The 11,673-nt window shown below is 52.3% G+C and carries 11 protein-coding genes; 7 read left to right on the top strand and 4 right to left on the bottom strand.

The features are described from left to right. The first annotated feature begins 74 nt into the window (after nucleotides 1–74). A complete protein-coding gene (cls, locus tag DFP94_RS11380) occupies nucleotides 75–1,505 on the top strand; it encodes a cardiolipin synthase (RefSeq protein WP_114496595.1) in 1,431 nt (476 codons plus the stop codon). Nucleotides 1,506–1,530: 25 nt separating this feature from the next. On the opposite strand, the gene ligD is transcribed toward cls, so the two are convergent. Then, a complete protein-coding gene (gene ligD / locus DFP94_RS11375; RefSeq protein ID WP_114496594.1) occupies nucleotides 1,531–2,433 on the bottom strand; it encodes a non-homologous end-joining DNA ligase in 903 nt (300 codons plus the stop codon). Between the two features lie 173 nt (nucleotides 2,434–2,606). Here ligD and DFP94_RS11370 point away from each other — a divergent pair, with 173 nt between their 5' ends. Continuing rightward, nucleotides 2,607–3,554: an ATP-dependent DNA ligase gene (locus DFP94_RS11370; protein ID WP_114496593.1), complete on the top strand. Its 948-nt coding sequence runs from the start codon at nucleotides 2,607–2,609 to the stop codon at nucleotides 3,552–3,554. Nucleotides 3,555–3,576: 22 nt separating this feature from the next. Here the strand turns inward: DFP94_RS11370 and ku are convergent, their stop codons facing one another. After that, nucleotides 3,577–4,626, bottom strand: coding sequence for a non-homologous end joining protein Ku (gene ku / locus DFP94_RS11365; protein WP_114496592.1), 1,050 nt, complete (start codon nucleotides 4,624–4,626; stop codon nucleotides 3,577–3,579). A gap of 634 nt (nucleotides 4,627–5,260) precedes the next feature. Between ku and tsaE the strand changes: the two genes are divergently transcribed. The 4 genes from tsaE to tsaD are packed head-to-tail and all read left to right on the top strand — an operon-like array spanning nucleotide 5,261 to nucleotide 8,221. Next, on the top strand, nucleotides 5,261–5,752 hold the full coding sequence (tsaE, locus tag DFP94_RS11360) for a tRNA (adenosine(37)-N6)-threonylcarbamoyltransferase complex ATPase subunit type 1 TsaE (RefSeq protein ID WP_114496591.1): 492 nt from the start codon (nucleotides 5,261–5,263) through the stop codon (nucleotides 5,750–5,752). A 5-nt stretch (nucleotides 5,753–5,757) separates the two neighbouring features. Then, on the top strand, nucleotides 5,758–6,645 hold the full coding sequence (tsaB, locus tag DFP94_RS11355; protein WP_114496590.1) for a tRNA (adenosine(37)-N6)-threonylcarbamoyltransferase complex dimerization subunit type 1 TsaB: 888 nt from the start codon (nucleotides 5,758–5,760) through the stop codon (nucleotides 6,643–6,645). A gap of 11 nt (nucleotides 6,646–6,656) precedes the next feature. Continuing rightward, a complete protein-coding gene (gene rimI, locus DFP94_RS11350) occupies nucleotides 6,657–7,169 on the top strand; it encodes a ribosomal protein S18-alanine N-acetyltransferase (protein ID WP_245954733.1) in 513 nt (170 codons plus the stop codon). A 2-nt stretch (nucleotides 7,170–7,171) separates the two neighbouring features. Further along, the gene (gene tsaD, locus DFP94_RS11345; protein ID WP_245954725.1) at nucleotides 7,172–8,221 is read left to right on the top strand and encodes a tRNA (adenosine(37)-N6)-threonylcarbamoyltransferase complex transferase subunit TsaD; all 1,050 of its coding nucleotides are present in this window, start codon (nucleotides 7,172–7,174) and stop codon (nucleotides 8,219–8,221) included. 119 nt (nucleotides 8,222–8,340) lie between these two features. Here tsaD and DFP94_RS11340 read toward each other — a convergent pair whose 3' ends face one another. Both DFP94_RS11340 and DFP94_RS26280 read right to left on the bottom strand, forming a co-directional pair. Then, a complete protein-coding gene (locus DFP94_RS11340; protein WP_114496588.1) occupies nucleotides 8,341–8,817 on the bottom strand; it encodes a bactofilin family protein in 477 nt (158 codons plus the stop codon). Beyond that, entirely contained in the window at nucleotides 8,817–9,833 is a 1,017-nt protein-coding gene (locus tag DFP94_RS26280; protein ID WP_114496587.1) for a M23 family metallopeptidase, read from the bottom strand. Before DFP94_RS26280 ends, DFP94_RS11340 begins: the two co-directional genes overlap by 1 nt. 372 nt (nucleotides 9,834–10,205) lie before the next feature. Between DFP94_RS26280 and DFP94_RS11330 the strand changes: the two genes are divergently transcribed. Next, entirely contained in the window at nucleotides 10,206–11,297 is a 1,092-nt protein-coding gene (locus tag DFP94_RS11330) for a ParM/StbA family protein (RefSeq protein WP_114496586.1), read from the top strand. Nucleotides 11,298–11,673: the final 376 nt, after the last annotated feature.

The following is an 11,673-nucleotide window of genomic DNA, read 5'->3' as shown; positions in this document are numbered from 1 at the left end:
TATATCTGAACTAGGATTTATGAATAAATTGGTTGTAGGATGGTTAATGCTGATTAAAGGGAAGGGTGAAAGATATGGTTTGGCTGGTGCTGATATTACTCGCTTTTATTTTTCAGATCGCAACGATTCTTGTATTGGAATTCCGCAGCCCCAGCAAGGCGGTAGCCTGGATGTTCATTCTGTTCGTAGTCCCGCTAATCGGCTTTATTCTCTATTATTTCGTAGCCCAGGATTACAAAAAGCGAAGAAAACTCCGGAGACGGGGAAGCCGGTTGTTTCAGGAAATGAAAGCCCGCTTGTGGCAGCAGTCCGAAATCGTGGATTCGATCGGGAGCATGCATAACGGGGAATTTGCCGGCCATGAACGGTTGTTCAGCTTGTTGACGCATCTGTCCGAAAGTCCGATAACGGGATGCAATGAGACACAGGTGTTTAACAATGGGGAGGCCGCGTTTCATGCCATGCTGGGGGAAATGGACAAAGCCAAGGACCATATACATATCGAATTCTATATTTTCCGGAATGACGGGATCGGCACTCAATTTCAGGAAGTGATGATTCGCAAGGCGAGGGAAGGCGTAAAGGTCCGGCTGGTATGCGACGGGCTGGGTAGCTATAAATTGCCGCGCTCCTTTGTAGGGAAGCTGGAGGAGGCGGGCGTCGAGTTCTTCTTCTTTTTGCCCCCGCTGATTGCCACGCTGGATCGCAGGGTGAATTACCGGAATCACCGGAAAATCATCGTGATCGACGGGACGGTCGGGTTTGTGGGCGGATTGAATGTCGGCGATGATTATCTCGGTCTGTATGAAAAAATGGGGTATTGGCGGGATACGCATCTGCAAATTAAAGGCGATGCGGTGTACTTTTTGCAGAATACGTTCTTGGGTGATTGGAGACTCGCTTCCGGGCAGAGAATTAATGATCCCGCTTTATTTCCTGAGCATGATTGCCAAGGCGCGGAGCAGGTCCAAATTTTGACCAGCGGACCTGACCAACACTGGAACGCTCTGCAGGAAATGTGCTTCGGCGCGATTTCGGTTGCCAAGCGGCGGATTTGGATCGCTTCGCCGTATTTCATCCCGGATCCCAGCATTTATGCGGGTCTTAAGACGGCTGCAGTCAGCGGCGTCGAGGTGAAAATCATCATCCCCTATCATTCCGATAGCCGACTGGTAAAGCTTGCCTCGCTCTCTTACGTGGAAGATCTGATGCAGGCCGGGGTGCAATTTTATGAATATACGAAGGGCTTTATTCATGCCAAAGTGTTGATCGTGGACGATCTGCTGGCTTCGGTCGGCACGGCCAATATGGACATGCGCAGTTTCTTTTACAATTTCGAGATGACGGCGCTGCTGTTTGATCAGGAAGCGGTTTCCCGACTGTCGAGGGACTTCGAGCAGGATTTAAACGATAGCCGCTTGATTGTTCCGCGGGAGTTTGCCCGCCGGTCCCGTCTGCAAAAGGGAGCCGAGCTGGTGGCCAGGCTGTTGTCCCCGCTTTTGTGAGGCATGGCGTGCCGATCCGTGCGGGTCATTTTTTTCCGGCGGGCTGCCGCAAATGCTGAAGAATCATTTCCACGGACTGAGGAGGGACGGCTTCAAGCAGATCGCCCCGTTCCTTTAGGCGGCTGCCGATATTCAGAAGATGGAAATCGGACGGGGAAGGGTTACGCCGTACTTCTTCCCAGGTTAGGGGAGTCGACACGCTTGCGGCCTGCCGTGCTCTCGGCGTATACGGGGCGGCGAGCGTTTTTCCGCCGTAGTGCTGAAGGTAGTCAAAATAAATTTTGTCGCCGCGGTCTTTCTTAAGCCGTTCAATCGTAAATAGCCCGGGGTATTTTTCCGTTACGTAACGGGCGACGAAATGACCGATCAGGCGGAGGTCATCAAAAGATACGCCATGCCGGATCGGGACGATAATTTGCACGCCGGTGGCCCCGGAGGTTTTCGGTACGGAAGACAGACCTAGTGAGGTCAAAATATCGCCGACATACGAAGCGGCCTCCATAATGCGGGGTTCTTCATCCATCGACGGATCGAGATCAATCATCCACTCGCAGGGGAGCTGCTCGCCGACGTAGTGGAGGGAAGGATGGAATTCGATGGCCGCGAGATTGCCCAGCCACAGCAGCGCCGGGAGACTATCCAACACGACATAGTTAATGCCGTCGTGAACCGCGGTTTGCACGAATGGGGGCAGCGGCTCCGGGGCGTTTTTTTGATAGAAGAACTTACTGTGTATCCCCCCTGGATAACGTATCGTCGTAAGCAGCCGGTTCCGGCAGTAGCGCAGCAGGTAAGGCGACAGCTCCGCGAGCTTTTGCAGATACATCAATTTGCTAATCCCGGCTTCCGGCCACAACAGCTTGTCCGGATTGCTTACGGGGACCTCTTCCCCTTCAATAACAATGGTTCCTTTGATATTGCGCGCCATCTTGAGCAGATTCCTCCTTTTCTTATTATCTTTGCCCGTTTGTCTGAAACTGATGAGCCCGAACAGGGAATGGTTATCCCCGGCGGAGGGAACACTTTTGGACAACTAATATCCGGAAAAGTAAGATCCGGGTTTGGAGTTCCTGTGATGAGCATGTGGAGGAGGCATTGTGAATGAAATTGCAGCCGGTAATTCCCTTTGAGCCGGTCCGGGCCCATGACTTTCCCCATGGCGACGATTGGATCGCTCAAGTGAAATGGGACGGAGTTCGGATGCTTACTTATTACGATGGTCGTGAAGTGCGGCTGATTAACCGTAAAGGAAATGATCGCACGCTGCAATATCCGGAATTTACCGATGTTCCGGCTTATTGCAGCGCAAATTCCGTTATCCTGGACGGGGAGATGATCGCGCTAGCCGGCGGAAAGCCTTCGTTTCATGAAGTGATGCGGCGCGACAGTCTGCGGCGGGGTCAGGAAATCGCTTTTGCGGCGTCGCGCATTCCGGCGATCTATATGATATTCGATGTCCTGTATTATGACGGGGAATGGGTAACCGGTCTTCCATTAAGCCGGAGGCAGCAGCTGCTTCAAGACATCGTAACGCCGCACGAGCGGCTACAGCTCGTTCCCAATGTGACGAACGCCGAGAGCCTGTTCACCGTAATGAAGCAACAGGGCTGGGAAGGTATCGTATGCAAGCGGCTGGATAGCACCTATGCCATTGGCGGCAAAGATTCACGCTGGTGCAAACTGAAGCTGGCCCATGATCTCTATGCCGTAATTGGCGGAGTGACTTATCGTGACGGAAGAGTAAATGCGCTGCTGCTGGGTCTGTACGATGAGGAAGGCAGATTCATTTATATTGGGCATGCGGGAACAGGGAAATGGAAAGCGGGGGACTGGGTCACGATGACCGAGACAGCGTCGCGGCTGAGGACCGCCAGTCGTCCGTTTGCCAACACCCCGGATCGGATCAAGGGTGCGGAGTGGATCGACCCGCAGCTTACCGTGAAGGTGCAGTTCTTGGAGTGGACCCCCGGGGGAACGATGCGTCATCCCGTCATACAGGGATGGGCGAATGTGCCGCCGGAGGCTTGTATCGTATCGCAGAGCATTTAGCTTAGCAGGCACAGGGTGCCTGTCAGGAGATGGTCTTATTGGCGGTTTTGGCGCTTTTCCGCTTCGGCTTTGGAACGACGACGGTTTCTGCCGGACCGTCTCCGGGATTGGCTGCGGCCGATATGGCGGCAGTTTTCTTCTTACGGGGGGCAGCCGTTCCTGTAACAGCCGCACCCGTTCTGTCGGCGGCTCCTGATGCTGACGCATCCTCGGCGGCGGTTCCCTTTTGGCCGCGGGTACCGGCAGCGGAGGCCGACGCCCCCCGGGTCCGCTTGGCTTTGCCCGGGCCGGGATCGGTAGCGATCGGTTTGACCGCTTCGATGCTGGCCTGGAGCGCAGCCATCAGGTCAATCACGTTGCTCTCCGGCTTGGCAGGAGCCAGACTGATTTCCTCTCCGGCTACTTTTTGCCCGATCAATTGCAACAGATTGTCGCGGTAATCGTCATTGTATTTTTCCGGCTCAAATGGGGTCGATAATTGTTCGATCAGCAGTTTTGCCATCGTCAATTCTTTATCATTGATGTTGACGTTCTCCGGCAGATTCGGCACCTGGCTGATCGGCCGGATTTCATCCGGATAAAAAATCGTTTCCACCGCGAGACATCCCTCCATCACCCGGATGGCCGCCAGGCTGCTCTTGGAGCGGATGGCGATTTTGGCGATGCCGATTTTCCCCGATTGCCGCATCGCTTCCAGCAGAAGCTGATAGGCATTCGACCCGGCCTGGTCGGGAGACAAATAATATGTCTTCTGAAAGTAGATCGGATCGATATCGTGTAAATCAACAAAGTCCAGAATAGTGATCGTTTTCTCGGTACTTGCCGACAACTGTTCGAGTTCCTCTTTTTCAAACAGCACGTATTTTCCTTTTTCGTACTCGTATCCGCGGGAAATATCCTCCCAGTTTACATCAACGTTACAGGCCGGACAGCGTCTGACGTAAGAAATCGGGCTGCCGCATTCTTTATGAATGTACTTCATGGAAATATCTTTATCCTCCGTAGCGGAGAACATTTTGACCGGCACGTGGACCAGCCCGAAGCTGATAGCTCCTTTCCAAACCGTATGCACCTGAAGATTAACTCCTTTCAGCGCTGCAGCGGCCGATACGCCTTGCAGTTTTTCCCTTAGTATGGATAAAAAAATAAAATTCTATGAACTCCGGAATCCGGGCGGAGTTTAAGAGCAAGAAACAGGACTCCCAGATGGTTGCGTGTTGCGGGTGCCGGAGCGGACCGATATAATGGGGACATATGATTTCTTAAATGAACAGACTTGAATGAAATCAGAACGTGGAATCTTGCAAATTATTGATTAACTGGAAAATACACAGTTATTTTTCTGCCAAGGGCTGAAATTTTCATATTAACTGGAAAACATGCAGCTAATTGAGCCGATATCATCATGGCAGTGGGAAAATCCCGAATTTAGATGTAGATTATCCAGCTATTTGAGATATGAGCGAGGAAAATGAAATATTAACTGGAGAAAATCCAGTTAATTACGATAGTTAGTGAACGTCGAGGGTTTATCTGTTACTGGGGATAACTGGTATCCGTGGATGTTTACAGGTCGATAATGCTGGGTGTGATGTCGCATGCCAGCTGACTATGCCAGCTGACTATGCCGGGTGCGTTGCGGATTGTTGGCCGTGGCCGATGAGATCCGGGTTGTCTTGCTGGCTCACGTAAAGGAAGGGTAACCGATGGAATGGATATTTGATAAGGAAACTGCGGGTTATATTTATGAGGTGGCGGATTTGAACGGGACGGACAAGCTCGCCGCTTTTTTGGCGCGTCAATCGGTGCCCGGGACGGTAATTGCGCTGGATGGCGATCTGGGGGCGGGGAAGACGGCTTTTTCCCAGCGGTTTGCCCAGCATCTGAATGTGCGCGATACCGTTAACAGTCCGACATTTACGTTAATTAAGGAATATGAGGGCAGGCTGCCTTTCTACCATATGGATGTCTATAGGCTGTCGCTGCAGGAGGCCGAAGAACTCGGGCTGGATGAGTATTTTTTCGGTTCCGGCGTTACGTTGGTGGAATGGGGAAGTTTGATTGAGGAAATTTTACCGCCGGAAGTGCTTCATATTTACATAGAATCGTCGGCTGGAACGGAACGCACTTTTTACTTAAAAGGCTCCGGTCAACCTTACGAAGCCTGGATCAACACCTTGAGAGAGAATGGAGCCTGACCTATATGAATCATTTAAAGCATGAAAAACGGCCGCTGCAGCGGTTATTGGCGTTTGATACATCGACCTCTTCCCTGGCGGTTGCCGTCATGGAGAACGGCAAGCTGTTGGCCGAGACGAACATTCACGCCGAACGCAATCATTCGGCGTATCTGGTCAGCGCCATCGGCGATGTCCTTGCCGCCGCAGGCATAGCGAAGGCGGAGCTGGACGGCATCGCCGTCGGTATGGGGCCCGGTTCCTACACCGGGGCCCGGATTGCCGTTACGACGGCGAAGACGTTGGCATGGTCGCTACGCCTGCCGGTATTCGGCGTATCGAGCCTGGAGGCGATCGCGCTTGGAGGATGGGCGCGCAGCGCAGGCCAGGACGCGGCCGAGCTCGGCCGCGCGTTGAGCGATTTAGCGGAGGCCGCCAAGTCTGACCCGGCCACGGGGGACCGCAGCGGGACTGACGGAGCCGCCGCGGAGGCAAATCGGCCAGCCGGGCATTGGATCATCCCGCTGGTTGATGCGCGGCGCGGACAGGCGTATACCGCGCTGTTTGCCGCAGAGGCCGGCAGGATGCCGGAGCGCCTGGAGCCGGATGGAATCCGGCTGATGGCGAGCTGGACGGAGCAGTTGGCCGGCCTGCTGAATTCGCTGGCGCCGGAGGATCGACCGTCCGGCGTGTGGTTCGTGGGCGAAACGGCGCAGCATGAGCCTCCGGTCGAGGCACTTCGGCCGATTTTGGGCGAAGCGTTGCATCTGATTCCCTATGAACTTGAGGGGATCTGGATCGGTTTGGCCGGCGCTCGCCGCGCGCTGCTGCGTGGGGGCGATGATGTGCATGCGTTGGAGCCGAACTATACCCAGTTGGCCGAAGCCGAAGCCAAGCGGCTCCGCGAGCGATAGGGGGACCTGTAATGAATAGTTTGAGCATTGAGGAGTCGGAACGAGTGCAATTTCGTTCGATGAAACTTGAAGATATTCCGGATATCATGGTGATCGAGCATGAGTCCTTTACGCTGCCTTGGAGCGAGGAAGCCTTTCGTAACGAATTGACGCTAAACCATTTCGCTCGTTACATCATTATGGATGTGGACGGAAAACCTGCCGGTTACGCCGGAATGTGGACGATCGTGGATGAAGCGCACATTACCAACATTGCGGTCAGAACCGCCTACCGCGGACAACATTTGGGTGAACGGCTGCTGTGTCAAATAATGGGTTGGGCGGGAGAATTAGGTCTGGAGCGCATGACGCTGGAGGTGCGGGCTTCGAACCTGGTGGCGCAATCGTTATATGCGAAGCTGGGGTTCATACCTGCGGGAGTACGCAAAGGTTATTATTCGGACAATCATGAGGATGCCATTATTATGTGGTGTGAGCTGCCGGAGCAAGAGAGCGGCAGCGGAGTAGAGGAAGGAAGGAACTGAAATTGCTGAATCAGGATTGCTATATACTTGCGGTGGAGACCAGTTGCGATGAGACATCGGCTGCGGTGATCAAGAACGGGACAGAGGTGCTGTCGAATTTGATCGCCAGCCAGATCGAGACGCATAAGGCTTTTGGGGGCGTCGTACCGGAGGTCGCTTCCCGCAAACATGTCGAAAGCATTACGTTGATGCTGGAGGAAGCCGTGAACCAAGCGGGTATCTCACTTGAGCAATTGTCGGCGGTGGCCGTGACCGAAGGGCCGGGCCTGGTAGGCGCTCTGCTAGTCGGGATTATGGCGGCCAAAAGTCTTGCCTTCGCGCTGGACAAGCCGTTGATCGGCACGCATCATATCGCCGGGCATATTTACGCGAACCGGCTGGTAGGCGAGATTCAGTATCCTTGTCTGGCACTGGTCGTTTCCGGCGGGCATACGGAGTTGGTGCTTATGCAGAGGGAAGGGAGTTTTGATCTGATCGGGCGTACCAGAGACGACGCGGTTGGCGAGGCTTACGACAAAGTTGCGCGCGCGCTCGGCTTCCCGTATCCAGGCGGGCCGCATGTCGACAAACTGGCGCTTTCGTCGGAAGTGTCAGAAGAACTTCCCCGCGCCTGGCTTGAACCGGATTCTTACGACTTCAGCTTTAGCGGGCTCAAGTCCGCCGTGCTGAACGCGGTGAACCAGCACAAGATGCGTGGAGAAGATGGATATCAGGCCGCGATTGCCCGCGGTTTTCAGGAATCGGTGATCGATGTGGTGGTGGAGAAAGCTATCCGGGCGGTCAAATCAACCGGAGCTGTCCAGCTTTTGCTCTGCGGCGGGGTTGCCGCTAACCGCGGCCTGCGCGGAGCTTTGAGCGAGCGTTGCGAAAAGGAAAGCATCCCGCTGTCCATTCCGCCGCTGGCATACTGTACCGACAATGCCGCCATGATCGGAGCCGCCGCTTACCTGAAATGGAAACACGGTGAGTTTTCCGGGATGGAGCTTAAAGCCGAGCCTTCACTCTCGCTATCTTCCTGGTCGATCGGACAGACCAGAGATCCGAGAGACTAATGAATCCATGAATCCGTCATTTAACTAAAAAGGAGCCGCAATCCGTGTGCAACTTTACACCCGGAATGCGGCTCTTTTTGTATTTACATAGTTTCGGTAGGCACTCGGCTTACCGGAGCTTACCAAGCTTTATAAGGTGTAGCGCCATTTTCCTGTTTCTGATGGTTGTCGGGAGCGGAGGAAGACGGTTCTGCAGCAGCCGCGGATTCCTTTACCGCGATTGGAGCGGAAGGTTCGGAGCCGCCCTCCATCCGGCTGGTCCCTTCAAAAGTACTTCCTTCCTCAATGGAGAGAGAGACGGCCGAGATGTTGCCGTACAGCTTACCCTTGGATGTGATAGAGAGCTTCTGTCTTGCCTGGACGTTGCCGTTTACGACTCCGGCGATAATGACGTTTCTGGCAATAATGTTGTTGGATTTGACGTCCCCTTTTTCGCCGACGGTGACATCCCCTTCGCATTCGATATCTCCGATGATGTGTCCCTCGATGCGGACTCCGGCGCCGGAAGTAATTTTGCCTTCGAAAATACTGCCTTCTCCGATCAGGGTATCGGTCGAATTCGGATCCAGCTTGACGGTTTTGTTGTTCTTGAACATTACAGTTTGTCATCCTCTCCAGGAATAGTTAAATAATTTAAAGGGTCGACGGGTACGCCGCCCTTGATGACTTCAATATGCAGATGGGGCCCGGTGCTTCTTCCGGTGGAACCCAGAAGTCCGATAGTATCCCCCTGCTTGACGGTGTCTCCCTTGGCGGCGATATTTTGTTTCAGATGCATATAGATGGTTTGCAGTCCCGACGGATGGGAGACCGTTACAAAGTTGCCCCTTGCGGAACTGTATCCGGTATCCGTGACTTTACCATTGGCCGCAGCATAAACCGGGTCCCCGGAATTACCGCCGATATCCAGGCCATTATGAGAGGTGAGTCGGTTGCTAAAAGGATCGCTCCGTTTTCCGAAATGGGAAGTGATCCGCGTGGAATCGGTAGGCCAATAGGTCGGCAGAATCATCATCATTTCCTTGTATTTTTCCACGTTAAGTTTTGTTTGTTTAAGCCGTTTCTGCAAATCCGGCATTTCGTTCAAAGAAATGGTGATGCTTTCCTTAGTCTCGGCAATCAAGGCCCGGACGTCCTCATCCGATAAAGGGATGGATTCGCCACCTACTCCGCCATTTTGATCCAGGGCTTGCGCGGATGGATTCGCAACAGCCGTATTTGTGCCGTTAGCTTGTCTGTTGCCGCTCGTAATCGACTTTAATTCGGCTTCCAGCGTTTCAAGTTCCAACATTTTCGACTCAATCGTTTTGGATTTTTCGGACAGGTCCAAAAGTTCCGTAAGCAGTTTATCGATGGCCTGTTCTTTGTCGTCGACCGTACTTTGCAGTCGGTCCGTTGAAGACGTAAGTTCGGCTTCCAGGGAAACTATACGGTTGGAGTGGCTGCGATTCGCCATGGCAAGAATCAGTAACAGTAAAATAATTACCGCCGCTGTAATGAGCATGGACAACATGAGGGTAAAACGCATTTTAAACCGGAATACGGGACTGGTCCCTTCCGGTACGATAAGAATGGTATAACGCTTGTTTGCAGGCTTGAATCTAAATTTCATGTGTTCCTCCTGAATCTAATGAGTAATTCGCAATTTTTGTAAAGGGGCGAAAGTCTTTATTCCAAATGTACTAATTCGGCAAAACATTCCAAATCCCTCCCCTGTAAAAAAAATGTTCGAACATTCCTGGAACAAGAAGGATTTTGTCGGAAAAACGCGAACTCAGTAAAAGATTGGTAAATACGCAAAACGCAAATGTGCAAATACATGAAGTGGGCTAAGAGTACTATGTGTGCTAAGTCGCTAAGTATGTTAAATGCGCTAGATGAGCCAAGTGTACTAAGTGGGGTAATGCGCGCCAAGCATAGCCCCGTCAATGCACCTTTCACATGCAAAAAATGCGAGAATACCTAAAAAGTCGAGGAGGTAATTATGATTAAAGTTGCCGGTATCGATGTCGGAAATGACAGTGTCAAGGTTGTCGTTGACGGCTCTCCGCGTCCCATTCTTATTCCGTGTATCGTGTCTCCGGGATATGACAGACACGTGCTTCAGGAGGAGGATTCCCCCCTTAAAGCGCTCGATGTGCAAATCCGCAGTCCCAAGCTGAAAAGAAACAATCAGCGTTATTTCGTAGGATTGCTGGCTATGGAGGATCAGGATAATTCCGAACTGGAAGAAACGGATAACAAGGCTACAAGCGACCAGTCGCTGGTCGTTGCTTTGACGGCACTTGCCTATGCCGCAATTGCCGGTCAATCTTATCCCGCCGCAAGCGGGCTGGAGGAAGCGGAGTATATTATCGGAACGGGTCTTCCCGTTCGTACGTTCGTTGCTTTCCAGCATGTCTTTGAAGAACGTTTGGTCGGAGAACACGAGGTTGCGTTTCTTTCAACTCCCGAACTTCGGGGCCGAACGGTTAGAGTAATCATTCGCAGGGCCGTAGTATCCGTAGAGGGGGCTGCCGCTTTGTACCATCTTGCTACCAATGAACAATTGCAGGTAAAAAATGACGAGATACATAATGGCTGTATCGGCATCTGCGAGATTGGGGCGTTAACGACGGATTTTCCGGTTGTAAAACGGATGAATATCGATAACCAATTCAGTACAGGAGAGCAATTCGGACTGGCGGGATACCTGGATTCCATCATCAGGGATGTCGAAGATCAGTACGGTTATCATTTTCCAAGCCGCGCGAAGCTGATCGGTCGGATCCGAAACCGGGAATTTACGGTGCAGCGGGTCGGCGAAGGAAAGGCTGACATTCGTCCGATCGTGGACATGTACTTCAGCCGTGCCGCGCAAAAATTGGTCGATCTCATCCGCAAGCGCTGGAGAAAGTACCCTGATATCGAGTGTTTTTATGTGCTGGGCGGCGGTGCTTCGGCGCTTCGTTCCTATATGCTGGAGGCTTCCGGAGGCATACGGCTTCGATTTGAGGATGACAGCGAAATGCTGAATGTGCACGGTTACTTGAAATTGGCCAAGAGCAAGACCGGACAAGCTCCGGCGCAATCCTGATTCGATTTTGAACTAAAAACGGTTGGACGCGGGAGTGAGCCTAATTCCTTGTCCATCCGTTTTTGTTTGATTAGGAGTGTATGGGAGGCGGGGATGCGGCTGTCCAATCTAAGTTTCGAATTTAAATGGAAAACCTACAGCTAATTTTGCGGACTGCGCCTAATCTCTCATAAATACCAAATAATAAATGGATGCTTTCCAGTTAACTTTCAAATTGAGTCATTTTCAATTCAATTAACTGGAGGTTTTCCAGGTATTTCATTAGAATGAGATGATTTAAGCTGCAGAAAAGTCCATTTAGCGCTTCTTTTTTTACAGCGAAACTGTGTATAATGTTGGAAACTACACCACAACTTCCGACAATTCATTGGGATGT

The sequence above is a fragment of the Fontibacillus phaseoli genome (assembly GCF_003337355.1).
Lineage (GTDB): Bacteria > Bacillota > Bacilli > Paenibacillales > Paenibacillaceae > Fontibacillus > Fontibacillus phaseoli.
Note: the sequence above shows the minus strand (reverse complement) of the source record. Positions and strands in the feature narration are given on the sequence as shown.

Excerpts from the sequence above, each read along its gene's own strand:
- DFP94_RS11370 (WP_114496593.1), top strand. The coding sequence starts at position 2,607 with ATGAAATTGCAGCCGGTAATTCCCTTTGAGCCGGTCCGGGCCCATGAC.
- cls (WP_114496595.1), top strand. The coding sequence starts at position 75 with ATGGTTTGGCTGGTGCTGATATTACTCGCTTTTATTTTTCAGATCGCA.
- DFP94_RS26280 (WP_114496587.1), bottom strand. The coding sequence starts at position 9,833 with ATGAAATTTAGATTCAAGCCTGCAAACAAGCGTTATACCATTCTTATC.
- DFP94_RS11330 (WP_114496586.1), top strand. The coding sequence starts at position 10,206 with ATGATTAAAGTTGCCGGTATCGATGTCGGAAATGACAGTGTCAAGGTT.
- tsaE (WP_114496591.1), top strand. The coding sequence starts at position 5,261 with ATGGAATGGATATTTGATAAGGAAACTGCGGGTTATATTTATGAGGTG.
- tsaB (WP_114496590.1), top strand. The coding sequence starts at position 5,758 with ATGAATCATTTAAAGCATGAAAAACGGCCGCTGCAGCGGTTATTGGCG.
- DFP94_RS11340 (WP_114496588.1), bottom strand. The coding sequence starts at position 8,817 with ATGTTCAAGAACAACAAAACCGTCAAGCTGGATCCGAATTCGACCGAT.
- ligD (WP_114496594.1), bottom strand. The coding sequence starts at position 2,433 with ATGGCGCGCAATATCAAAGGAACCATTGTTATTGAAGGGGAAGAGGTC.
- rimI (WP_245954733.1), top strand. The coding sequence starts at position 6,657 with ATGAATAGTTTGAGCATTGAGGAGTCGGAACGAGTGCAATTTCGTTCG.